General features: G+C 67.0%; 29 protein-coding genes. 28 read left to right on the forward strand and 1 reads right to left on the reverse strand.

The window, feature by feature from the left end; genetic code table 11:
• The first annotated feature begins 14 nt into the window (after positions 1-14).
• The 27 genes from ACSFBE_RS02230 (at position 15) to tatC (ending at position 19133) form a co-directional block, all read left to right on the forward strand.
• Entirely contained in the window at positions 15-1493 is a 1479-nt protein-coding gene (locus ACSFBE_RS02230) for a glutamate synthase subunit beta (protein WP_435488732.1), read from the forward strand.
• A 59-nt stretch (positions 1494-1552) separates the two neighbouring features.
• Positions 1553-2407, forward strand: a complete 855-nt coding sequence (locus ACSFBE_RS02235) for an ABC transporter ATP-binding protein (protein WP_435488733.1) — start codon at positions 1553-1555, stop codon at positions 2405-2407.
• Complete coding sequence (mlaE, locus tag ACSFBE_RS02240; RefSeq protein ID WP_435488734.1) at positions 2404-3186, forward strand: lipid asymmetry maintenance ABC transporter permease subunit MlaE; 783 nt, start codon at positions 2404-2406, stop codon at positions 3184-3186. The genes ACSFBE_RS02235 and mlaE overlap by 4 nt, the downstream gene beginning before the upstream one ends.
• A gap of 25 nt (positions 3187-3211) precedes the next feature.
• Positions 3212-3700 (forward strand): outer membrane lipid asymmetry maintenance protein MlaD, encoded by a 489-nt coding sequence (gene mlaD, locus ACSFBE_RS02245; protein WP_435488735.1) that lies wholly within the window; start codon positions 3212-3214, stop codon positions 3698-3700.
• 38 nt (positions 3701-3738) lie between these two features.
• A complete protein-coding gene (locus ACSFBE_RS02250; protein ID WP_435488736.1) occupies positions 3739-4452 on the forward strand; it encodes an MlaA family lipoprotein in 714 nt (237 codons plus the stop codon).
• Between the two features lie 130 nt (positions 4453-4582).
• On the forward strand, positions 4583-5242 hold the full coding sequence (locus ACSFBE_RS02255) for an MlaC/ttg2D family ABC transporter substrate-binding protein (protein WP_435488737.1): 660 nt from the start codon (positions 4583-4585) through the stop codon (positions 5240-5242).
• A gap of 5 nt (positions 5243-5247) precedes the next feature.
• Complete coding sequence (locus ACSFBE_RS02260; protein ID WP_435488738.1) at positions 5248-5520, forward strand: STAS domain-containing protein; 273 nt, start codon at positions 5248-5250, stop codon at positions 5518-5520.
• A 33-nt stretch (positions 5521-5553) separates the two neighbouring features.
• Positions 5554-6501, forward strand: a complete 948-nt coding sequence (locus ACSFBE_RS02265) for an ABC transporter ATP-binding protein (protein WP_435488739.1) — start codon at positions 5554-5556, stop codon at positions 6499-6501.
• The gene (locus ACSFBE_RS02270; protein WP_435488897.1) at positions 6501-7265 is read left to right on the forward strand and encodes an ABC transporter permease; all 765 of its coding nucleotides are present in this window, start codon (positions 6501-6503) and stop codon (positions 7263-7265) included. Before ACSFBE_RS02265 ends, ACSFBE_RS02270 begins: the two co-directional genes overlap by 1 nt.
• A 4-nt stretch (positions 7266-7269) precedes the next feature.
• Positions 7270-7512 (forward strand): BolA family protein, encoded by a 243-nt coding sequence (locus tag ACSFBE_RS02275; protein ID WP_435488740.1) that lies wholly within the window; start codon positions 7270-7272, stop codon positions 7510-7512.
• Between the two features lie 31 nt (positions 7513-7543).
• Positions 7544-8827 carry a UDP-N-acetylglucosamine 1-carboxyvinyltransferase gene (gene murA / locus ACSFBE_RS02280; RefSeq protein ID WP_435488741.1) on the forward strand — a complete coding sequence of 428 codons (1284 nt, stop codon included), beginning with the start codon at positions 7544-7546 and terminating at the stop codon, positions 8825-8827.
• A complete protein-coding gene (gene hisG / locus ACSFBE_RS02285) occupies positions 8824-9465 on the forward strand; it encodes an ATP phosphoribosyltransferase (protein WP_262074982.1) in 642 nt (213 codons plus the stop codon). The genes murA and hisG overlap by 4 nt, the downstream gene beginning before the upstream one ends.
• 6 nt (positions 9466-9471) lie before the next feature.
• A complete protein-coding gene (hisD, locus tag ACSFBE_RS02290) occupies positions 9472-10800 on the forward strand; it encodes a histidinol dehydrogenase (protein ID WP_435488742.1) in 1329 nt (442 codons plus the stop codon).
• An 8-nt stretch (positions 10801-10808) separates the two neighbouring features.
• On the forward strand, positions 10809-11162 hold the full coding sequence (locus ACSFBE_RS02295; protein WP_435488743.1) for a hypothetical protein: 354 nt from the start codon (positions 10809-10811) through the stop codon (positions 11160-11162).
• A gap of 6 nt (positions 11163-11168) precedes the next feature.
• The gene (gene hisC / locus ACSFBE_RS02300; protein ID WP_435488744.1) at positions 11169-12257 is read left to right on the forward strand and encodes a histidinol-phosphate transaminase; all 1089 of its coding nucleotides are present in this window, start codon (positions 11169-11171) and stop codon (positions 12255-12257) included.
• Complete coding sequence (gene hisB, locus ACSFBE_RS02305; protein WP_435488745.1) at positions 12254-12880, forward strand: imidazoleglycerol-phosphate dehydratase HisB; 627 nt, start codon at positions 12254-12256, stop codon at positions 12878-12880. Before hisC ends, hisB begins: the two co-directional genes overlap by 4 nt.
• Positions 12877-13527 (forward strand): imidazole glycerol phosphate synthase subunit HisH, encoded by a 651-nt coding sequence (gene hisH / locus ACSFBE_RS02310; RefSeq protein WP_435488898.1) that lies wholly within the window; start codon positions 12877-12879, stop codon positions 13525-13527. The genes hisB and hisH overlap by 4 nt, the downstream gene beginning before the upstream one ends.
• A 20-nt stretch (positions 13528-13547) precedes the next feature.
• Complete coding sequence (gene hisA / locus ACSFBE_RS02315) at positions 13548-14291, forward strand: 1-(5-phosphoribosyl)-5-[(5-phosphoribosylamino)methylideneamino]imidazole-4-carboxamide isomerase (RefSeq protein ID WP_435488746.1); 744 nt, start codon at positions 13548-13550, stop codon at positions 14289-14291.
• A 23-nt stretch (positions 14292-14314) separates the two neighbouring features.
• On the forward strand, positions 14315-15154 hold the full coding sequence (locus tag ACSFBE_RS02320; protein ID WP_435488747.1) for a D-hexose-6-phosphate mutarotase: 840 nt from the start codon (positions 14315-14317) through the stop codon (positions 15152-15154).
• A gap of 28 nt (positions 15155-15182) precedes the next feature.
• Positions 15183-15962 carry an imidazole glycerol phosphate synthase subunit HisF gene (hisF, locus tag ACSFBE_RS02325; protein WP_435488748.1) on the forward strand — a complete coding sequence of 260 codons (780 nt, stop codon included), beginning with the start codon at positions 15183-15185 and terminating at the stop codon, positions 15960-15962.
• A gap of 44 nt (positions 15963-16006) precedes the next feature.
• Positions 16007-16396 carry a phosphoribosyl-AMP cyclohydrolase gene (gene hisI, locus ACSFBE_RS02330; protein ID WP_435488749.1) on the forward strand — a complete coding sequence of 130 codons (390 nt, stop codon included), beginning with the start codon at positions 16007-16009 and terminating at the stop codon, positions 16394-16396.
• The gene (locus ACSFBE_RS02335; protein ID WP_435488750.1) at positions 16396-16770 is read left to right on the forward strand and encodes a phosphoribosyl-ATP diphosphatase; all 375 of its coding nucleotides are present in this window, start codon (positions 16396-16398) and stop codon (positions 16768-16770) included. Before hisI ends, ACSFBE_RS02335 begins: the two co-directional genes overlap by 1 nt.
• A gap of 8 nt (positions 16771-16778) precedes the next feature.
• Entirely contained in the window at positions 16779-17168 is a 390-nt protein-coding gene (locus ACSFBE_RS02340) for a DUF4870 family protein (RefSeq protein WP_435488751.1), read from the forward strand.
• Positions 17158-17517 carry a histidine triad nucleotide-binding protein gene (locus ACSFBE_RS02345; RefSeq protein WP_435488752.1) on the forward strand — a complete coding sequence of 120 codons (360 nt, stop codon included), beginning with the start codon at positions 17158-17160 and terminating at the stop codon, positions 17515-17517. Before ACSFBE_RS02340 ends, ACSFBE_RS02345 begins: the two co-directional genes overlap by 11 nt.
• A 45-nt stretch (positions 17518-17562) precedes the next feature.
• Positions 17563-17799 carry a Sec-independent protein translocase subunit TatA gene (gene tatA / locus ACSFBE_RS02350; RefSeq protein WP_262074996.1) on the forward strand — a complete coding sequence of 79 codons (237 nt, stop codon included), beginning with the start codon at positions 17563-17565 and terminating at the stop codon, positions 17797-17799.
• Between the two features lie 10 nt (positions 17800-17809).
• On the forward strand, positions 17810-18271 hold the full coding sequence (tatB, locus tag ACSFBE_RS02355; protein WP_435488753.1) for a Sec-independent protein translocase protein TatB: 462 nt from the start codon (positions 17810-17812) through the stop codon (positions 18269-18271).
• Between the two features lie 61 nt (positions 18272-18332).
• Entirely contained in the window at positions 18333-19133 is an 801-nt protein-coding gene (gene tatC / locus ACSFBE_RS02360; protein ID WP_435488754.1) for a twin-arginine translocase subunit TatC, read from the forward strand.
• A gap of 33 nt (positions 19134-19166) precedes the next feature.
• Here the strand turns inward: tatC and ACSFBE_RS02365 are convergent, their stop codons facing one another.
• Complete coding sequence (locus tag ACSFBE_RS02365) at positions 19167-20330, reverse strand: S1C family serine protease (protein WP_435488755.1); 1164 nt, start codon at positions 20328-20330, stop codon at positions 19167-19169.
• 308 nt (positions 20331-20638) lie between these two features.
• Here ACSFBE_RS02365 and ACSFBE_RS02370 point away from each other — a divergent pair, with 308 nt between their 5' ends.
• On the forward strand, positions 20639-21970 hold the full coding sequence (locus ACSFBE_RS02370; protein ID WP_435488756.1) for an MFS transporter: 1332 nt from the start codon (positions 20639-20641) through the stop codon (positions 21968-21970).
• Positions 21971-21978: the final 8 nt, after the last annotated feature.

Raw genomic sequence — 21978 nt, forward strand, 5'->3', positions numbered from 1 at the left:
AACAGGACAGCACGATGGGAAAAGTCACCGGCTTCATGGAGTACGAGCGCGTCGAAGAGGGCTACAAGCCTGTCGAGGAACGCCTCAAGCACTACAAGGAATTCGTCATCGGCCTTGACGATGGGCAGGCTCAGGTTCAGGGCGCGCGCTGCATGGACTGCGGCACGCCCTTCTGCAATAGCGGTTGCCCGGTCAACAACATCATTCCGGACTTCAACGATCTGGTGTACCGCAAGGACTGGCAGAACGCCTTCACGGTGCTCGACTCGACCAACAACTTCCCGGAGTTCACCGGTCGCATCTGCCCTGCACCGTGCGAAGCCGCCTGCGTGTTGAACGTGAACGACGACGCGGTGGGTATCAAATCGATCGAGCACGCGATCATTGACCGTGCCTGGAAGGAGGGCTGGGTCCAGCCCCGCATCGCCAAGCACAGGACCGGCAAGAAGGTCGCGGTGGTCGGCGCCGGCGCCGCCGGTTTGGCAGCGGCCCAGCAGCTGGCCCGCGCCGGCCACGACGTGACCCTGTTCGAGAAAAACGACCGCGTCGGCGGGCTGCTGCGCTACGGCATTCCCGACTTCAAGATGGAGAAGACGCACATCGATCGACGCGTCGAGCAAATGAAGGCCGAGGGCGTGAACTTCCGCACCGGCGTGGTCGTTGGCGCTGCCAAAGACACGCTGGGCAAGGGTTCCAAGGTCACCAACTGGGCCAAGGAAACCGTCACGCCCGAGCAACTCGACAAGGAATTCGACGCGGTGCTGCTGACCGGTGGCGCAGAGCAGTCGCGCGACCTGCCGGTGCCCGGCCGCGATCTTGACGGCATTCATTTCGCGATGGAGTTCCTGCCGCAGCAGAACAAGATCAACGCGGGCGACAAGCTCAAGGGTCAGTTGCGGGCCGATGGCAAGCACGTCATCGTGATCGGCGGCGGCGACACCGGCTCCGATTGCGTCGGCACCAGCAACCGCCACGGCGCGGTCAGCGTCACGCAATTCGAGTTGATGCCCCAGCCGCCGGAGGAAGAGAACCGCCCGATGACCTGGCCGTACTGGCCCTACAAGCTGCGCACCAGTTCCAGCCACGAAGAAGGCTGTGAACGCGAGTTCGCCATCTCGACCAAGGAATTCATCGGTGAAAAGGGCAAGGTCACTGGCCTGAAGACCGTCCGCGTCGAGTGGAAGGACGGCAAGATGGTCGAGGTGCCCGGCAGCGAGGAAATCCTCAAGGCCGATCTGGTGCTGCTGGCCATGGGCTTTGTCAGCCCGGTGGCGCCGGTGCTCGACGCCTTCGGCATCGACAAGGACGCCCGGGGCAACGCAAAGGCCACGGTGGACTTCATCGGCGGCTATGCCACCAACGTGCCCAAGGTCTTTGCGGCGGGCGACATGCGCCGGGGGCAGTCGCTCGTGGTCTGGGCCATCCGCGAGGGCCGCCAGGCGGCGCGAGCGGTGGACGAGTTCCTCATGGGGTTCAGCGACCTGCCGCGCTGAAACGTGTCGTAACGTCACAACGTGCGCTCCCTTATCATGGGGGCACACCGCAAGCCGGGATGCCCCAATGGGCGCCCGGCTTTCTTTTTGATATGGACGCACCCGCACCTTCTCTTGTCGAATTCCGTGATCTGACCTTCGGGTACGGTGCGCGCGCCATCCTGGACGGCGTCACGCTGGCCGTGCCGCGTGGCAAGGTCACGGCGCTCATGGGCGCCTCCGGCGGCGGCAAGACGACGGTGCTGCGCCTGATCGGCGGCCAGTTGCGCGCCCAGCGGGGCGAGGTGCTGCTCGACGGTGTCGACGTCGGCCGCATGAAGGCGCCGGCACTCTATGCGGCCCGGCGCCGCATGGGCATGCTGTTCCAGTTCGGCGCGCTGTTCACCGACATGAGCGTGTTCGACAACGTGGCTTTTCCGCTGCGCGAGCACACGCAGCTGCCTGAAGCGCTGGTGCGCGACATCGTGCTGATGAAGCTGGACGCGGTCGGCCTGCGGGGCGCGCGCGACCTGCTGCCCAGCGAAGTGTCCGGCGGCATGGCGCGTCGGGTGGCGCTGGCCCGCGCCATCGCGCTCGACCCCGATCTGGTGATGTACGACGAGCCCTTCGCCGGTCTCGATCCGATCTCGCTCGGCACGGCCGCCCGCCTGATCCGGCAGTTGAACGACACGCTCGGCCTCACCAGCATCATCGTGTCGCACGACCTGGAAGAGACCTTTCGTATCGCCGACCATGTGATCATCCTGGCCAACGGGCGCATCGCGGCGCAGGGCCCGCCAGCCGAGGTGCGCGCGAGCGCCGACCCGCTGGTCCATCAGTTCGTCAACGCGCTGCCCGATGGGCCGGTGCATTTCCACTACCCGGGCGCCAGCGTTGCCGACGACTTCGGGCCTGCGCCGGGAGGCCGTCCATGAGCTTCTGGAACCCCGCCGACATCGGCTTCGCGGTGCGCAGCAAGCTGGCCGACCTCGGCCATGGCGCCCGGTTGTTCGCGCGCCTGACGGGCCCTGGCGCCCGGAGCCTCGGCCGCTTCTCGCTGGTGCGCGACCAGATCCATTTCCTCGGCAACTACTCGCTGGCGATCATCGCGATCTCCGGGCTCTTCGTCGGCTTCGTGCTCGGCCTGCAGGGCTACTACACGCTGCAGCGCTACGGCTCGGCCGATGCGCTGGGTCTGCTGGTCGCCCTGAGCCTGGTGCGGGAACTCGGCCCGGTGGTGGCCGCGCTGCTTTTCACGGGCCGCGCCGGCACGTCGCTGACCGCCGAGATCGGCCTCATGAAGGCCGGTGAGCAATTGAGTGCCATGGAGATGATGGCGGTCGACCCGGTGCAGCGCATCCTAGCGCCGCGCTTCTGGGCCGGCGTGATCACCATGCCGCTGCTGGCGGCGGTGTTCAGCGCGGTCGGCATCGTGGGCGGCTACGTGGTCGGCGTGCTCATGCTGGGGCTCGACGCCGGCGCCTTCTGGAGTCAGATGCAGGGCGGCGTCGACGTCTGGAAGGACGTCGGCAACGGCGTCGTCAAGAGCGTTGTCTTCGGCTTCACCGTGACCTTCGTGGCGCTGCTGCAGGGTTTCGAGGCCCAACCCACGCCCGAGGGCGTGTCGCGCGCGACCACCCGCACCGTGGTGGTCGCGTCGCTCGCGGTCCTCGGCCTGGATTTCCTGCTGACGGCGATGATGTTCAGCATCTAGTAGAAACACGCAACGAGACCGAACCATGCAACGTTCCAACAATGACACCTGGGTAGGCCTGTTCGTGCTGATCGGCGCGGCGGCACTGCTCTTTCTGGCACTGCAGTCGGCCAATCTGCTGAGCCTGAGTTTCCAAAAGACTTACACGGTCACGGCGCGCTTCGACAACATCGGCGGCCTGAAGCCGCAGACCGCCGTCAAGAGCGCCGGGGTGGTGGTCGGGCGTGTCGAGTCGGTCACGTTCGACGACAAGAATTTCCAGGCCAGCGTGACGTTGGCTCTGCAAAATCGTTACAGTTTCCCCAAGGACAGCTCCCTCAAGATCCTCACCAGCGGCCTGCTCGGCGAGCAGTACATCGGGATCGAGGCGGGCGCCGAGGCGAAGAATCTGCAGCAGGGGGACGTCGTGACCGCGACCCAGTCCGCTGTCGTTCTCGAGAACCTGATCAGCCAATTCCTGTACAGCAAGGCTGCCGAGGGCAGTTCACAGCCCGCTCCGGCAACCAAGAAATGATGCCTCCTACTCCCGTCTCTCCGGCCGCATCGGCCCCCATGTCGCTGCGGCACTTCCGTTTCGCCGCCGCCGCGTTGACGCTGGCGGCACTGGCCGGCTGCGCCAGTGGGCCGTTCCCGAACAAGGCCGATCCCTTCGAGCCGCTGAATCGAGGCGTTTTCAGCTTCAACGATGCGGTGGACCGTACCGTGCTCATCCCAGTGGCCACGGCTTACGAGGCGGTGCTGCCTTCGCCGGTGCGCACCGGCGTCAACAACTTCTTCGCCAACCTGGGCGATGTCTGGAGCTTCGCCAACAACGTGCTGCAACTGAAGGCGCAGAACAGTGCCGAGACCTTCATGCGGCTCAACGTCAACACCTTCTTCGGGCTGGGTGGCTTGATCGACGTGGCCAGTGAACTGGGCATCGACCGCCATAGCGAAGATTTCGGCCAGACCCTGGGTCGCTATGGCGTGCCGAGCGGTCCCTACGTGGTGCTGCCTGTTCTCGGCTCGTCCACGCTGCGCGACACGGCCGCGCTGCCGCTCGACATGAAGGGTGATCTGGTCGGCTATGTGCACGACATCCCGGTGCGCAATTCGATGTATGTGCTGCGCGTCGTCGACACCCGTGCCAGCTACCTGCGCGCCGGCCGACTCATCGGCGACGCCGCGCTCGACAAGTATTCCTTCACCCGTGATGCGTACCTTCAGCGTCGACGCAGCGACGTGCACGACGGCAACCCGCCGGACGACGGCGCGGGTGCCGACTGAGGTCGTCGTGCTTGCATCCGGTTGCAAGCGCTCGCGCCAGGCCCGGAACCTGGTGCATGCTTTGTACTTCCAACAGGCTTGAGCCCGAGGGCTCCGTCTTTCGATTCGCTCCGAGGAAACTGTTTTGACCATGAACTTCACCGCTACCGTGCAACGCCGCCACATGGGTCGGCTCGCCCTCGCCAGCGCCTTGCTGTTCAGTGCGGCTGCCTTCTTCGCATCGCCCGCCCGTGCTGCCGACGAGGCGCCCGACGTCCTGGTGCAGCGCATCTCCGGCGATGTGCTGGACACGATCAAGGCCGACAAGTCGATCAAGGCCGGCGACATCGGCAAGATCATGCTGCTGGTCGACAGCAAGATCATGCCCAACGTCAACTTCCAGCGCATGACCGCCTCGGCGGTCGGTCCGGCCTGGCGCCAGGCCACGCCCGAACAGCAAAAGCGGCTGCAGGACGAGTTCAAGACGCTGCTGGTGCGCACCTATGCCGGCGCGCTCGACCAGGTGAGCAACCAGAGCGTCAGCGTCCGGCCCTTCCGCGGTTCGCCCGACGACAAGGAGGTGCTCGTGCGCACCGAGATCCGCGGTGGCGGCGATCCGGTGCAGCTCGACTACCGGCTCGAGAAGACGCCGGGCGAGGGCAGTGGCTGGAAGGTCTACAACCTCAACGTGCTGGGCGTCTGGCTGGTCGATACCTACCGCACGCAGTTCGCGCAGCAGATCAACAGCCAGGGCATCGACGGCCTGATTGCGGCGCTGGCCGCCCGCAACAAGAGCAACGGCAAGGGCTGAGCGACATGCTGGTCCTGCCGCCCAAGCTGACGCACGACGAGGCGCCTGCCTGCATGCGGATGCTGCAGCAGGGCCTGGCGGGCCAGCAGGGCTCCATTGCCGTCGTCGACGCGAGCGCGCTGGAGCGTTTCGATTCGTCGGCACTCGCGGTGCTGCTGGAATGCCGGCGTGAGGCCAGCGCCTTGGGCCGCAGCTTCGCCGTTCGGGGCCTGTCGCCTCGCCTGCGTGAACTGGCTTCGCTCTACGGCATCGCGGGCCTTTTGCCGGCCGCGCCCTAGAAAAGTGCGGCCCGCCTAGAATCTCGGGCTCCCATGCCCGCGATCTCCTTCCAATCGGTCTGCAAGACCTATCCCGCCACCCGTCAACAGCGCGCCCAGGGCAATACCGGCCTCCGCGCGGTCGATGACGTCAGTTTTCAGATCGAACAGGGCGAGTTCTTCGGCCTGCTCGGTCCCAACGGGGCCGGCAAGACCACCCTGATCAGCATGCTGGCCGGGCTCTCGCGGCCCACCGCAGGCACCGTGAGCGTGCATGGTTTCGACGTGCAGCGCGACTATGCGCAAGCGCGACGCCACCTCGGCATCGTGCCGCAGGAACTGGTGTTCGACCCCTTCTTCAACGTGCGCGAATCGCTGCGTATCCAGTCGGGCTACTTCGGGATCAAGAACAACGACGCCTGGATCGACGAACTGCTGCACAGCCTGGGCCTGGCCGACAAGGCCAACGCCAACCTGCGGCAGCTCTCCGGCGGCATGAAGCGCCGGGTGCTGGTCGCGCAGGCGCTGGTGCACAAGCCGCCGGTGATCGTGCTCGACGAGCCCACGGCCGGCGTCGATGTCGAACTGCGCCAGACGCTGTGGCAGTTCGTGGCACGACTCAACAAGGAAGGCTGCACCGTGCTGCTCACCACCCACTACCTGGAAGAGGCCGAGGCGCTGTGCCACCGCATCGCGATGCTCAAGCAGGGCCGCGTGATCGCGCTCGACCGCACCAGCGAACTGCTCAAGTCGGCTGCCAGCAATGTGCTGCGTTTCAAGACGGATGCCGACCTGCCCTGGGCCATTGCCCAGCACGCCCGCATCACCGGGCGCATTGTTCAACTGCCGGCGCAGAACGCGCACGAGGTCGAGCAGTTGCTGGGCGCGCTCCGTCAGGCGGGCGTGGCGGTCGAGGACGTGGAGATGCGCAAGGCCGACCTGGAGGACGTCTTCATCGACCTCATGGCCGGTGAACAGACGCCGTTGGAGGTGGCCCGATGATGATTTCAGCCACCGGCTGGCACGCGCTCCTCTACAAGGAAGTGCTGCGCTTCTGGAAAGTCGGCTTCCAGACCGTCGGCGCGCCGGTGCTCACCGCCGTGCTGTACCTGATGGTGTTCGGCCATGTGCTGGAAGACCATGTGAAGGTCTACGGCACGGTCAGCTACACCGCCTTCCTGATTCCGGGGCTGGTGATGATGAGCGTGCTGCAGAACGCGTTCGCGAACAGCTCGTCGTCGATCATCCAGAGCAAGATCATGGGCAGCCTGGTCTTCATCCTGCTCACGCCGCTGTCGCACTGGGGCTGGTTCTTCGCCTATGTGGGCTCGTCGGTGATCCGTGGCCTGGCCGTCGGGTTGGGCGTGTTCATCGTGACCCTGTTCTTTGCCGTGCCGGACTTCGCCGCGCCGCTGTGGATTCTCGCCTTCGGCTTCCTGGGCGCGGCGATGCTCGGTACGCTGGGGCTGATCGCCGGGCTGTGGGCCGAGAAGTTCGACCAGATGGCCGTGTTCCAGAACTTTTTGATCATGCCCATGACCTTCCTGTCGGGCGTTTTCTATTCGATCGCTTCGCTGCCGCCCTTCTGGCAGAAGGTGAGCCACCTCAATCCCTTCTTCTACATGATCGACGGCTTCCGCTATGGCTTCTTCGGCGTGAGCGACGTGTCGCCCTGGCTCAGCCTGGGCATCGTCGGCAGCGCCTGGCTGGTCGTGAGCGCCGTCGCCGTCCATCTCCTGCGCATCGGCTACAAGATCCGAGGCTGACCCCATGACCGCTGAAGAACTGCAAGCCATCATCGCCACCGGACTGCCCTGCGAGCACATCGCACTCGAGGGCGACGGGCGCCACTGGTATGCCACCATCGTCTCGGCCGAATTCGACGGTCTGCGCGCCATCCAGCGGCACCAGCGGGTCTACAAGACGCTGGGTGCGAAAATGCACACCGACGAGGTGCATGCGCTGTCGATGAAGACGTACACGCCCGCCGAGTGGGCTGCGGCACCGCGCTGAGCCTGCGCTCCACCTTCCTGCTGGATTTCTCATGGACAAACTTCTCATTCGCGGCGGGCGCACGCTCGGCGGCGAGGTACTCGTTTCCGGCGCCAAGAACGCCGCGCTGCCCGAACTCTGCGCCGCGCTGCTGACCGACCAGCCGGTGGTGCTGCACAACGTGCCGCGCCTGCAGGACGTGTCGACCATGCTCAAGCTGGTGCGCAACATGGGCGTGAGCGCCGAGCGCGATGACAACGGCACGGTGCGCCTGGACGCCGGTGCGCTGAACCATCCCGAAGCGCCGTACGAGCTGGTCAAGACCATGCGTGCGTCGGTGCTGGCCCTGGGCCCGCTGCTGGCGCGCTTCGGCCATGCCAAGGTGTCGCTGCCGGGCGGCTGCGCGATCGGTTCGCGTCCCGTCGACCAGCACATCAAGGGCCTGCAGGCCATGGGCGCCGAGATCGTGGTCGAGCACGGCTACATGCTCGCCAAGCTGCCGGAAGGCCGTACGCGGCTCCAGGGCGCGCGCATCCTGACCGACATGGTGACCGTCACCGGCACCGAGAACTTCCTCATGGCCGCTGCGCTGGCCGAGGGCGAGACGCTGCTCGAGAACGCCGCGCAGGAGCCCGAGATCGTCGACCTGGCCGAGATGCTGATCAAGATGGGCGCGAAGATCACGGGCCACGGCACCAGCCACATCCGCGTGCAGGGCGTCGAAAAACTGCACGGGTGCGAGCATGCCGTGGTGGCCGACCGCATCGAGGCCGGTACCTTCCTGTGCGCCGTGGCCGCCGCCGGTGGCGAGGTGTTCCTGCGCCATGCGCGGGCCGACCACCTCGACGCCGTGATCGACAAGCTGCGCGACGCCGGCTGCGACGTGAAACCGGTCGACGGCGGCGTGCGCATTGCCTCCAGCGGCGGCGCGTCGCTCAAGGCCCAGGCCTTCCGCACCACCGAATACCCGGGTTTCCCGACCGACATGCAGGCGCAGTTCATGGCGCTCAACTGCGTGGCGCAGGGCACGGCGGCGGTGACCGAGACGATTTTCGAGAACCGCTTCATGCACGTGAACGAGCTGGTGCGGCTCGGCGCGACCATCCACGTCGACGGCAAGGTGGCGGTGGTGGAGGGTGGAACCTCCCTGTCGGGCGCCACCGTCATGGCGACCGACCTGCGCGCGTCCGCCAGCCTGGTGATCGCCGGCCTGGTGGCCGATGGCGAGACCATGGTCGACCGCATCTACCACCTCGACCGCGGCTACGACCGCATGGAAGCGAAGTTGCGCGGCCTGGGCGCCGACATCGAACGCGTGACGGGGGCTGCATCGTGATCACGTTGGCGCTGTCCAAGGGACGCATCTTCGACGAGACCCTGCCGATGCTGGCCGCCGCCGGCATCGAGGTGACGGAAGACCCGGAAAAGTCCCGCAAGCTGATCCTCGCGACGACGCAGCCCGATGTGCGCGTGGTGCTGGTGCGTGCGTCCGACGTGCCGACCTATGTGCAGTACGGCGGCGCCGACCTCGGTGTGACCGGGCTCGACGTGCTGCTCGAGCACGGCAACCAGGGCCTGTACCAGCCGCTCGACCTCAAGATCGCCGCTTGCCGCCTGAGCGTGGCGGTGCGCGCCGATTACGACTACGCCTCGGCCGTGAAGCAGGGCTCGCGCCTGCGCGTGGCGACCAAGTACGTCGGCCTGTCGCGCGATTTCTTCGCCAGCAAGGGCGTACACGTCGACCTGATCAAGCTTTACGGCAGCATGGAACTCGCGCCGCTCACGGGCCTGGCCGATGCCATCGTCGACCTGGTGTCGACCGGCAACACGCTGCGGGCGAACCACCTGGTCGAGGTCGAACGCATCATGGACATCAGCGCCCGCCTGGTCGTCAACCAGGCCGCGCTCAAGCTCAAGCAGGCGCCGATCCGCCGCATCCTCGACGCCTTCGCGTCGGCCATTCCGCAAGACTGAAAGTCCATGACCCTGTCCGCCGTCCCTCTTCGCCTGTCCACCGCCTCGGCGGATTTCGAGACCGCGTTCAAGGCGCGGCTGCATTGGTCGGCGGATGCGGACGCAGCCATCGAGCAGCGCGTGGCGGAGATCCTGGCCGACGTGCAGCAGCGCGGCGACTCGGCGGTGCTCGAGTACACCAAGCGCTTCGACCGCCTCGACGTGGCCGACATGAGCGCGCTCGAACTCACCCCCGACGAATTGCGCGCCGCCTTCGAATCGCTGCCGGCCGTGCAGCGCGAGGCGCTCGAAGCCGCCGCGCGCCGCGTGCGCAGCTACCACGAGGCCCAGAAGAAGGCGAGCGGCGAGAGCTGGCAGTACCGTGACGAGGACGGCACGCTGCTGGGCCAGAAGGTCACGCCGCTCGACCGCGTCGGGATCTACGTGCCGGGCGGCAAGGCGGCCTACCCGTCGAGCGTGCTGATGAACGCCATTCCGGCACACGTCGCCGGTGTGGGCGAGATCATCATGGTCGTGCCCACACCGGGCGGCGAGAAGAACCCGCTGGTGCTGGCCGCCGCGCACGTGGCCGGCGTCAGCCGCGCCTTCACCATCGGCGGCGCGCAAGCCGTGGCCGCGCTGGCCTACGGCACGGCCACGGTGCCCGCGGTCGACAAGATCACCGGCCCCGGCAACGCCTACGTGGCGGCCGCCAAGCGCCGCGTGTTCGGCACGGTGGGCATCGACATGATCGCCGGCCCGAGCGAGATCCTGGTGCTGGCCGACGGCAGCACGCCCCCCGACTGGGTGGCGATGGACCTGTTCAGCCAGGCCGAGCACGACGAGCTGGCACAGAGCATCCTGCTGTGCCCCGATGCCGCCTACATCGACCGCGTGCAGGCCGAGATCGACCGCCTGCTGCCCACCCTGCCGCGCGCCGAAATCATTGCCGCATCGCTCAACGGGCGCGGCGCGCTGATCCAGACGCGCGACATGGAAGAGGCCTGTGCCATCAGCAACCGCATCGCGCCCGAGCACCTGGAAGTGAGCAGCGGCGACCCGCACCGCTGGGAGCCGCTGCTCAAGCACGCGGGTGCGATTTTCCTCGGCGCCTTCACCAGCGAAAGCCTGGGCGACTACTGCGCCGGCCCGAACCACGTGCTGCCCACCAGCGGCACCGCGCGCTTCTCGAGCCCGCTGGGCGTCTACGACTTTCAGAAGCGCTCCAGCCTGATCGAGGTGAGCGAGGCCGGCGCCCAGGTGCTCGGCCCCATCGCGGTCACGCTGGCCGAGGGCGAAGGCCTTCAGGCGCATGCCGAGGCCGCCCGCCTGCGCCTGCAATCCGAGGCACGCTGAGGGCGCCCATGAACGGGTTGCCGCGCATCGTTCTGTGCCTGGTGCTGGCCGTGGCCGGCACGGCGCACGCGATGAGCATCCGCGAACTGCGCACGCTCGAGGCCAACGAGAAGGATGGGAAGCTCTACGCCAACTACTACCTGGTCGGCGTGATGGAAGGCCTGCGCGAGGCGGGCGAGGCCGCCCAGCGCGCCGGCCAGAAACCCCCCTTCTGCACCGAAGGCCGGAAGCTGGATCCCACGATGGCCCGCTCCCTCTACCAGACCGAACTCTCGCGCAACGCCGACAGCTACGAGGCCGACATGCCGGTGCAATTCGTGCTCGCGTCAGCCCTGCGCAGCAGCTACCGCTGCACCCACTGAGAAACCATGACCGCTTCGACCACCGCCGCCGCCTTCCAGCGCATCCGCGCCGACGTCCAGTCCATGCACGCCTATGCGGTGCAGGACGCGACCGGTCTCCTCAAACTCGACGCGATGGAGAATCCGCATGGCCTGCCGCCAGCGCTGCAGGCTGAACTCGGCGCCCGGCTGGGCGCGCTGGCGCTCAACCGCTATCCCGGCGAGCGCGGCAACGACCTGAAGCGTGCGTTGGCGGATTACGCGCAGATGCCCGACGGTTTCTCGCTGATGCTGGGCAACGGCTCGGACGAACTGATCTCGCTGCTCACCATGGCCTGCGATCTGCCGGGCGCGACGATCCTCGCGCCGGTCCCCGGCTTCGTCATGTATGCGATCAGCGCGCAGCTGCAGGGCGTGCGCTTCGTCGGCGTGCCGCTCACGGCCGATTTCGAGCTCGACGGCCCGGCCATGCTGGCCGCCATCGCCGCCGAGAAGCCGGCCATCGTCTACCTCGCGTACCCGAACAACCCGACCGCCAACCTGTGGGACAGCGTGACGATCGAGCAGATCGTCGAGGCCCAGGGCGCGCAGGGCGGCCTGGTGGTGATGGACGAGGCCTACCAGCCCTTCGCCGCGCGCAGCTATATCGACCGCGTCGCGCGCCACGGCCACGTGCTGCTGATGCGCACGCTGAGCAAGTTCGGCCTGGCCGGCGTGCGGCTGGGCTACCTGATGGGCCCGTCGACCCTGATCGCCGAAGTCGACAAGGTGCGCCCGCCCTACAACATCAGCGTGCTGAACTGCGAGTGCGCGCTGTTCGCCCTGGAGCATGCCGACGTGTTTGCCGCCCAGGCAGCCGACCTGCGCGCCCAGCGCGAGCGCCTGGTGGCGGCGCTGGCGGCGCTGCCCGGCGTCGAGCAATGGCCCAGCGAAGCCAACATGGTGCTCGTCCGGGTGCCCGACGCGGCCAAAACCTTCGAGGGGATGAAGGCGCGCGGCGTGCTGGTCAAGAACGTTTCTAAAATGCACCCCTTGCTGGCGAATTGCCTACGCCTGACCGTCGGAACCGCCGACGACAATGCGCAGATGCTCGCGGCGCTTGAATCTTCCCTATGAACACCCCCACGGCACCCGAGGCCGTCGCCGCTGGCGACCGCAAAGCCTCCGTCACGCGCAACACCGCCGAGACGAAGATCACCGTTTCGGTGAACCTCGACGGCAGCGGCCGCGCGTCGCTGTCGACGGGCATCGGCTTCTTCGACCACATGCTCGACCAGATCGCCCGCCACGGGCTGATCGACCTCGACATCGATTGCCAGGGCGACCTGCACATCGACGGTCACCACACGGTGGAAGACGTGGGTATCACGCTTGGCCAGGCGGTCGCGCAGGCCGTCGGCGACAAGAAGGGCATCCGCCGCTACGGCCACGCCTACGTGCCGCTCGACGAGGCGCTCAGCCGCGTGGTCATCGACTTCTCCGGCCGCCCGGGCCTGGTGATGCACGTGCCCTTCACCAGCGGCATGATCGGCGGCTTCGACAGCCAGCTGACCTACGAATTCTTCCAAGGCTTCGTGAACCACGCCGGCGTGACGCTGCACATCGACAACCTCAAGGGCGTCAATGCGCACCACCAGTGCGAAACGGTGTTCAAGGCCTTCGCCCGCGCATTGCGCGCGGCGCTCGAACGCGATCCGCGCTCGGCCGGCGTCATCCCCTCGACCAAGGGGTCGCTCTGAAATCCAACACTGTCGCCGTCGTCGACTACGGCATGGGCAATCTGCGCTCCGTGTCGCAGGCTGTGCAGCACGCCGCCGATCAGGTCGGCGTGGAAGTCTTCGTCACCTCCGACCCCGAGGTGGTGCGCAAGGCCACCCGCGTGGTGCTGCCGGGGCAGGGCGCCATGCCCGACTGCATGCGCGAACTGCGCGATTCCGGCTTGCAGGCCTCGGTGCTCGAGGCGGCGGCCAGCAAACCGCTGTTCGGGGTCTGCGTGGGCATGCAGATGCTGCTGTCGACCAGCGAAGAAGGGCCGACGAACGGCCTCGGCCTCATTCCCGGTGCGGTCGTCAAGTTCGACCTGGCGGGCCGCACCCAGCCCGACGGCAGCCGCTACAAGGTGCCGCAGATGGGCTGGAACCAGGTGCGCCAGGCGCAACCGCACCCGGTGTGGGCCGGCGTGCCGGACGAGGCGTACTTCTATTTCGTCCACAGTTTCTTCGCCCGGCCGGCCGACCCGAAGCACAGCGTCGGCGAAGCCGACTACGGCGCGCCCTTCACCGCCGCCATTGCGCGCGATAATATTTTCGCCACCCAGTTTCACCCCGAAAAGAGCGCGGACCACGGTTTGCAGCTCTACCGCAACTTCCTCCACTGGAACCCCTGAGCCTTTCGGTTCGCCCTGCCATGCTGCTGATTCCCGCCATTGACCTCAAAGACGGCCACTGCGTTCGCCTCAAACAAGGCGACATGGACCAATCAACCACCTTCAGCGAAGACCCGGCCGCCATGGCGCGCAAGTGGGTCGAGGCGGGCGCCCGTCGGCTGCATCTGGTCGACCTGAACGGCGCGTTCGCCGGCAAGCCGCAGAACCATGCGGCCATCAAGGCGATCCTGCGTGAAGTGGGTGCCGAGATCCCGGTGCAACTCGGTGGCGGCATTCGCGACCTCGACACCATCGAGCGCTACATCGACGACGGCTTGCGCTACGTGATCATCGGCACCGCCGCGGTCAAGAACCCGGGCTTTTTAAAAGACGCCTGCACGGCCTTCGGCGGCCACATCATCGTGGGCCTCGACGCCAAGGACGGCAAGGTCGCCACCGATGGCTGGAGCAAGCTCACCGGCCACGAGGTCGCCGACCTCGGCAAGAAGTTCGAGGACTACGGCGTCGAGTCGATCATCTACACCGACATCGGCCGCGACGGCATGCTGTCGGGCATCAACATCGACGCCACGGTGAAGCTCGCACAAGCATTGACCATCCCGGTCATCGCCTCCGGCGGCCTGTCGAACATGGCCGACATCGACCAGCTCTGCGCGGTCGAATCCGAGGGTGTCGAAGGCGTGATCTGCGGCCGTGCCATCTACTCCGGCGACCTCGACTTCGCCGCGGCGCAGGCCCGCGCCGACGAACTCGCGCCGGGCTGAGCGCTCGGCGGGCCGGCGACCTCATGCCCCTGCAAACCCTCGACGTCCGCGGCCAGCCCGCGGTGCGCCTGACCCTCTCCGAGGGCAGCACCTGCACCGTCGCGTTGCACGGCGCGCACGTGCTCGGCTGGACCACGGCCGACGGCGTGGAGCGCATCTACCTCAGCCCGGACGCGGTTTTCGACGGCCAGGCCGCCATCCGCGGTGGCGTGCCCGTCTGCTGGCCGCAGTTCAACCAGCGCGGCCCGCTGGCCAAGCATGGCTTCGCGCGGAACATGGCGTGGCGGGTCGAGCCGCTCGACGCCGCGGCGCCGAATGCGGTGCAGCTGGTGCTGACGGACAGTGACGCCACCCGTGCGCTCTGGCCGCACGGCTTTCGCGCCACCTTGACGGTCGCTCTCACGCCGCAAGGCCTGCGCACCGCGCTCGACGTGGTGAACACCAGCACCGCCCCCTGGCCCTTCACCGCCGCGCTGCACACCTACCTGCGGGTCGACGAGATCGCCAATGCGCGCCTGGAAGGCCTGCAGGGGGCCGCCCGCTGGGATGCGGTGCGCGACGTGCGCCATCCCGAAGCCGCCGAGGCGCTGCGCTTCGGTGAGGAATTCGACAGCGTCTACGCCGCGGCCGCAGCACCCCTGCGCCTGGTCCAGCCGCACGGCACGGTCGAGATCGCGCAGAGCGCGAGCTGCACCGAGACGGTGGTGTGGAACCCAGGCCCCGTGCTCGCGGCCAAATTGTCCGATCTGCCGGACGATGGATGGCGCCACATGCTCTGCGTCGAGGCGGCGCGCATCGACGAAGCCGTGCTGCTCCAGCCGGGCGCTGCATGGCAGGGCTGGCAGCAACTCAGCCTGCGCTGATCCTTCTCTTCTTCTCAACACCGATTCCATGCTCGCCAAACGCATCATTCCCTGCCTCGACGTGACCGGCGGTCGCGTCGTGAAGGGCGTCAACTTCGTCGAATTGCGCGACGCGGGCGACCCGGTCGAGATCGCCGCTCGCTACAACGCGCAGGGCGCCGACGAGCTCACCTTCCTCGACATCACCGCCACCAGCGACGGGCGAGACCTGATCCTGCCGATCATCGAGGCCGTGGCCTCGCAGGTCTTCATCCCGCTGACGGTGGGCGGCGGCGTGCGCACCGTCGACGACGTGCGCCGGCTGCTCAACGCGGGCGCCGACAAGACCAGTTTCAATTCCGCCGCCATCGCCAATCCGCAGGTGATCGAGGACGCCTCTCGCAAGTACGGCGCGCAGTGCATCGTGGTGGCCATCGACGCCAAGCGCCGCACGCCGGAAGACGCTGCCACGCGCGGCCCGGGCTGGGACGTGTACAGCCACGGCGGTCGCAAGAACACCGGCCTCGATGCGGTCGAGTGGGCGGCCGAGATGGCGCGCCGCGGCGCCGGCGAGATCCTGCTGACCAGCATGGACCGCGACGGCACCAAGAGCGGCTTCGACCTGGCGCTGACCCGCGCGGTGAGCGACGCGGTCAGCGTGCCGGTGATCGCCTCGGGCGGGGTGGGCGCACTCGACCACCTGTCCGACGGCATCCAGATCGGTGGCGCCGACGCGGTGCTGGCGGCCAGCATCTTCCATTACGGCGAATTCACCGTGGGCGAGGCGAAGGCGCAGATGGCGTCGCGCGGTATCCCGGTGCGGCTTTGAGCCTGTTCGGTTCCACGGCATCGACGGTTTGCGACAATCCGCCGATGGATTGGCTCAACGAAGTGAAATGGGACGCGAACGGCCTGGTGCCGGTCATCGCGCAGGAACAGGGCAGCAACGACGTGCTGATGTTCGCCTGGATGAACCGTGAAGCGCTCGGAAAGACCGCCGAACTGGGCCGCGCCGTGTACTTCAGCCGCTCGCGCAACAAGCTGTGGTTCAAGGGCGAGGAATCCGGCCACGTGCAAACGGTGCACGAGATCCGCCTGGACTGCGACAACGACGTGGTGCTGCTCAAGGTCACACAGCTCGGCCACGAACCCGGCATTGCCTGCCACACCGGGCGTCACAGCTGTTTCTTCAGCCGGTACGAGAATGGCCGATGGATTGCGGTCGATCCGGTCTTGAAGGACCCGGAGACGATCTACAAATAATGGAAACGATGACCACCGACGCGCTGGACCGCCTTGCCGCCACCATCGAAAGCCGCCTGCCAGCGCGCGGTGGCGATCCCGAGAAAAGCTATGTCGCGCGCCTGCTGCACAAGGGCCCCGACGCCTTCCTGAAGAAGATCGGCGAGGAGGCGACCGAGGTCGTCATGGCCGCGAAGGACGCCGACCATGGCGCCGACCCGCAAAAAATAGTGAACGAAGTGGCCGATCTGTGGTTCCACAGCATGGTGGCGCTGGCGCACTACGGCCTCACGCCACGCCAGGTCGTCGCGGAGCTGGAGCGGCGCGAAGGCACCAGCGGCATCGAGGAAAAGGCCCTGCGCAAGGCGCAGGCCCGCGAAGCGTCCAACGACTGAGACAAACCATGGCCAATGACATCGTGACCGTCGAGCCCGACGAATCGCTCAAGACCTGGGGTTGGGTCAGCTACATCCTGCACCTGATCGTCGCCGTCGGCGCGGTGCTGCCGGGCGCCCAGGCGTCGGTCGTGCTGCTGCTGATTGCGCTGGTGATCGACCTGGTCAAGCGCGACGACGCGGCCGGCACCTGGCAGAAATCGCATTTCAGTTGGCGCATCCGCTCGGTGCTCTGGGCCGGGCTGTTGTACGTGCTGACCTCCTGGCTTTGGCTGCTGTTGCTGGCGCCGGGCTGGATCGCCTGGGGTCTTATCTCGCTGTGGTTCCTCTACCGCATCGTCAAGGGCATGGTGCGCATGAACGCCGGCCGTCCGATGGAGCCTGCCGATGTCGTCTGATCCGAACTGCATCTTCTGCAAGATCATCGAAGGGAAGATCCCGTCGAAGCAGGTCTACGAGGACGAAGACCTCTACGGCTTCCACGACATCGCGCCCTGGGCGCCGGTGCATTTCATGCTGGTACCCAAGCGGCACATTCCCTCGATGGCGCAGCTCACGCCCGATGACGCGGCGCTGATGGGCAAGATCATGACGCTGGCCCCCCGGCTCGCGCTCGAGAACGGCTGCCGGCCTTATCCCAACGGCGGCTACCGCGTGGTGGTCAACACCGGTGCCGAGGGCGGCCAGGAAGTGCACCATCTCCATGTTCACGTCATGGGTGGCCCGCGCCCCTGGCTCAAGGGCTGATATTCAGCCCGGACTAAAATTCTTCACATTCTTCAGGAGTCATCCATGGGTTCTTTTTCTATCTGGCACTGGCTGATCGTGCTGCTCGTCGTGGTCATGATCTTCGGCACCAAGAAGCTTCGCAACATGGGCTCCGATCTCGGCGGCGCCGTGAAGGGCTTCAAGGACGGCATGAAAGATGGCTCGACCACCGACACGCCGGCCACACCGACGCAACACGTGACCGGCACGCCGGCCGCCGACAAGTCGACCATCGACGTCGAAGCGCGTCAGAAGTCCTGAGCCGACCCGCGTGATCGACCTCGGCATTTCGAAGCTCGCGCTGATCGGCGCGGTGGCGCTGATCGTCATCGGTCCGGAGAAGCTGCCGCGCGTCGCCCGCACGGTGGGCATGCTGCTGGGCAAGGCGCAGCGCTACGTCAACGACGTGAAGTCCGAGGTCAACCGCTCGATGGACCTCGACGAGCTGCGCAAGATGAAGGACACGGTGCAGGAAGCGGCTCGCGACGTCGAGCAGAGCATCCACACCGGCGCCAGCGACTTCGAGAAGCAGTTCTCCGAGAGCGGCCAGACGCTGTCGGCCCTCGCGGAGCCCGACGCGCCGTCGTACCCCGAGTACAAGCACCCCCGAAAGAACTGGCGCCTGAAGCAGGGCGCCACGCCGCAGTGGTACAAGTCACGCAACGGCGTGCGGACCAAAGCGATTTCCGGCGCGGCGCGTGTCGCCCGCTTCCGTCCCCACAAGCTCAACTAGCCGCCACGCCGAACCCGGCCGCGCGCAGTGCGCCTCCGATTTCCTGCCCGCAGCGTCCCCCATGGCCGATCCCACCGACAAGAACAAAGAAGACGAACTGGCCGGCACCGAGCAGCCTTTCGTCGCGCACCTGATCGAGCTGCGCGACCGGTTGCTCTACTGCGTCTACGGCCTGGCCGTCGCGGCAGCGCTGCTGGCCTTCTGGCCCGGCCCCGCCGGTCTGATCGACCTGATCGCCGTGCCGATCCGCGCCCACATGCCCGAGGGCGCCAAGCTGATCGCGGTGGGCGTGTTCTCGCCCTTCTTCGTGCCGCTGAAGGTGTTGGGCATGACGGCGGTGCTGCTGGCGCTGCCCTGGCTCATGTACCAGATCTGGATGTTCGTCGCGCCAGGCCTCTACAGCCATGAAAAGAAGTTCGCGCTGCCGCTGATCCTGTTCGGCAGCCTGCTGGCCTACGCCGGCATCGGCTTCGTGCAGTTCTTCGTGCTCGACAAGATGTTCGGCTTCATCCAGAAATTCACGCCGCCGAGCGTGAATGCCACGCCCGACATCTCGTCGTACGTGGAGGCCATCCTGTCGCTCTACATCGCCTTCGGCTGCGCCTTCCAGGTGCCGATCGTCGTGATGCTGCTGGTGCGTTTCGAGATGGTCACCATCGAGAAGCTGCGCAGCTTCCGCGGCTACTTCATCGTGCTGTCCTTTGTGGTGGCCGCGGTGCTCACGCCACCCGACGTGGTGTCGCAGCTGGCGCTCGCCATCCCGATGTGCCTCTTGTACGAAGTCGGCATCATCGCGGCGCGCTACTTCGTGAAGCACAGCGCGGCGCCCGCGGAAGAGGGCGCCGACTCCGCCCAGTCCTGATGCGTCTGCGGCACCGCGCGGTGCCGCCAGGCATCATTCGGGGTCGTTCGGGTTGCGGCGCAGCGGCGTCTTCGGCCGCAGTCCGGGGACCACGTTCAGTTCCATCTTGTCGGTGCCGCGCTGCAGCGCGAAGCGCGATTCGCTGCCCGGCTTGAGGCCGGCCACGGCGGTCAGCAGCTCCTGCACGTTGTCCACCTTCTTGTCGTCGACGCTGGTGATCACGTCGCCCGGGCGGATGCCGGCCTTGGCCGCCGGGCCGGCCTGCAGCACGCCGGTGATGATGACGCCCGCATTGGCTTTGACGCCGAAGGTTTCGGCCAGCTCAGGCGACAGGTCGTTCGGCTCGACACCGATCCAGCCGCGCGTGACTTTGCCTTCCTTCACGATGTCGCCCAGCACCTGCTTGGCGATCGAGACGGGAATCGCGAAACCGATGCCCATGCTGCCGCCGGAGCGTGAATAGATCGCGGTGTTGATGCCCTCGAGGTTGCCGTTGACGTCGACCAGTGCACCGCCCGAGTTGCCCGGGTTGATGGCCGCGTCGGTCTGGATGAAGTTCTCGAAGGTGTTGATGCCGAGCTGGTTGCGGCCCAGCGCCGAGACGATGCCGCTGGTCACCGTCTGGCCGACGCCGAAGGGGTTGCCGATGGCGAGCACCTGGTCACCGACCTGCAGCGAATCGGAGTTGCCCAGCACGATGGCCGGCAGCTTGTCGAGTTCGATCTTCAACACCGCGAGATCCGTGTCGGGGTCGGTGCCGATCACCTTGCCGCGTGCATGGCGGCTGTCGTTGAGCGTCACCTCGATCTCGTCGGCACCCTCGACCACATGGTTGTTCGTGAGGATGTAGCCCTCGGCGCTGACGATCACGCCGCTGCCCAGGCCGACCTGCGGCTGGCTGTCGCCCTGGTCGCCGAAGAAGAAGCGGAACCAGGGGTCGTTGCTGCGGGGATGTCGCTGGGCGGCCTTGCTGGTGTTGATGCTGACCACCGCGGGCGCCGCCTTCTTGGCCGCGCTGCTCAGGCTGCCCGGTGCAGGCGTGGCGGTGCCGGTGCTGCCGGGCGCCTCGACCACCGACACGACGCCTGCGAGGGAGGTGCGTCGGTTGAGCCACTCGGGCTTCAGGGTGGCCACGACGAAGTAGGCCGCGAGCAGGACGGTCACGGCTTGGGCAAACAGCAGCCAGGTGCGTTTCATGGAAAAGATCGAAAGGAAATGAAAGACCGCAGTGCGGAGACGCCGCCGTGGGCGGGGGCCCAATTCTCCCTCAACACCCCAATGGGAATCGTCCCAGTGCCCCTGCCAAGGCCTGGCCGTAAAGACCGATGGACGGTGTCTCTCAGGGAAAACCCCTAAAATCAAGACCGCAGCTGGACGCCCACCCGGTGCTTCGGCGCGGCCCCGCACACCCGCAGCGCACGCCGCATCGCACGTTCCCGTTCTCTCGCCGGCCCTGCCGCCCCTGCGCAGCGCGCCATGCCGTCCGCCCGATTTCTGCCTGCTCCATGACTGCTCCTGCCTTTGCCGATGTCGCCGCTCCCGCCGCGGCCAGCGGCCGCGCCCTGACCGCGCGCGACTACAAGACGCTCTCGCTGTCCGCCCTCGGTGGCACGCTCGAGTTCTACGACTTCGTCATCTACGTCTTCTTTGCGACGGTGCTGGGGGCGCTGTTCTTCCCGGTCGACATGCCAGAGTGGCTGCGCCAGCTGCAGACCTTCGGCATCTTCGCCGCCGGCTACCTGGCGCGGCCGGTGGGTGGCATCGTCATTGCGCACTTCGGCGACATCCTGGGCCGCAAGCGCATGTTCACGCTGTCGATCTTCCTGATGGCGGCACCGACGCTGGTGATCGGCCTGCTGCCGACCTACGAGAGCATCGGCGTGGCCGCACCGCTGTTGCTGCTGGCGATGCGGGTGCTGCAGGGCGCGGCCATCGGCGGCGAAATGCCCGGTGCCTGGGTCTTCGTCGCCGAGCATGTGCCGGCCAAGCGCTACGGATTCGGCGTGGGCACGCTCACCTCGGGCATCACCGGCGGCATCCTGCTGGGCTCGCTGGTGGCCGTGGCCATCAACACCCACTACGCGCCCGCCGAGGTGAACGACTTCGCCTGGCGCATCCCCTTCATCCTGGGGGGCGCGTTCGGGCTGGTGTCGGTGTACCTGCGGCGCTTTCTCCACGAGACGCCGGTGTTCCAGGAACTGGCCGACCGCCGCACCGTGGCGCGCGAGCTGCCGATCAAGACCATCCTGCGCGAGCACCGCGCGGCCATCGTGTTCGTCGGTCTGCTGACCTGGGTGCTGTCGGCGGCGATCGTGGTGGTCGTGCTGTACACGCCGACCTACCTGCAGAAGGTGCACCACGTCCCGGCAGCGCTCGCTCTGAAGGCGAATGCGCTGGCGACCCTGACGCTCACGATCGGCTGCATCGTGGTCGGCTGGGCCAGCGACCGGATCGGCACCCGCGCCGTGATGCTCATCGGCTGGGGCGGCCTGCTGGTCACGTCCTACCTCTTCTACACCGGCCTGCCCGGCACGCCGACCTCGCTGGTCTGGCACTACGGGCTGGTCGGCTTCTTCGTCGGCACCATCGCCACGGTGCCGATCGCCGGCGTGCGCGCCTTCCCGGCGCCGGTCCGCTTCTCCGGCCTGTCCTTCGCCTACAACATGTCGTATGCGATCTTCGGCGGCCTGACGCCGGTGATCCTCACGCTGTGGCTGCAGAAGGACCCGATGGCCCCGGCGCACTATGTGGCGGCGCTGGCGGTGCTCGGCTTCGTCCTGGCGTTGCTGCCGATGGCTTCCCGCGGTCATGCAATGCGGGCGGTACCAAAGGCGTAACAATGGCG

The sequence above is a fragment of the Variovorax sucrosi genome, from assembly GCF_051216635.1.
In the GTDB taxonomy this organism is placed as follows: domain Bacteria; phylum Pseudomonadota; class Gammaproteobacteria; order Burkholderiales; family Burkholderiaceae_C; genus Variovorax.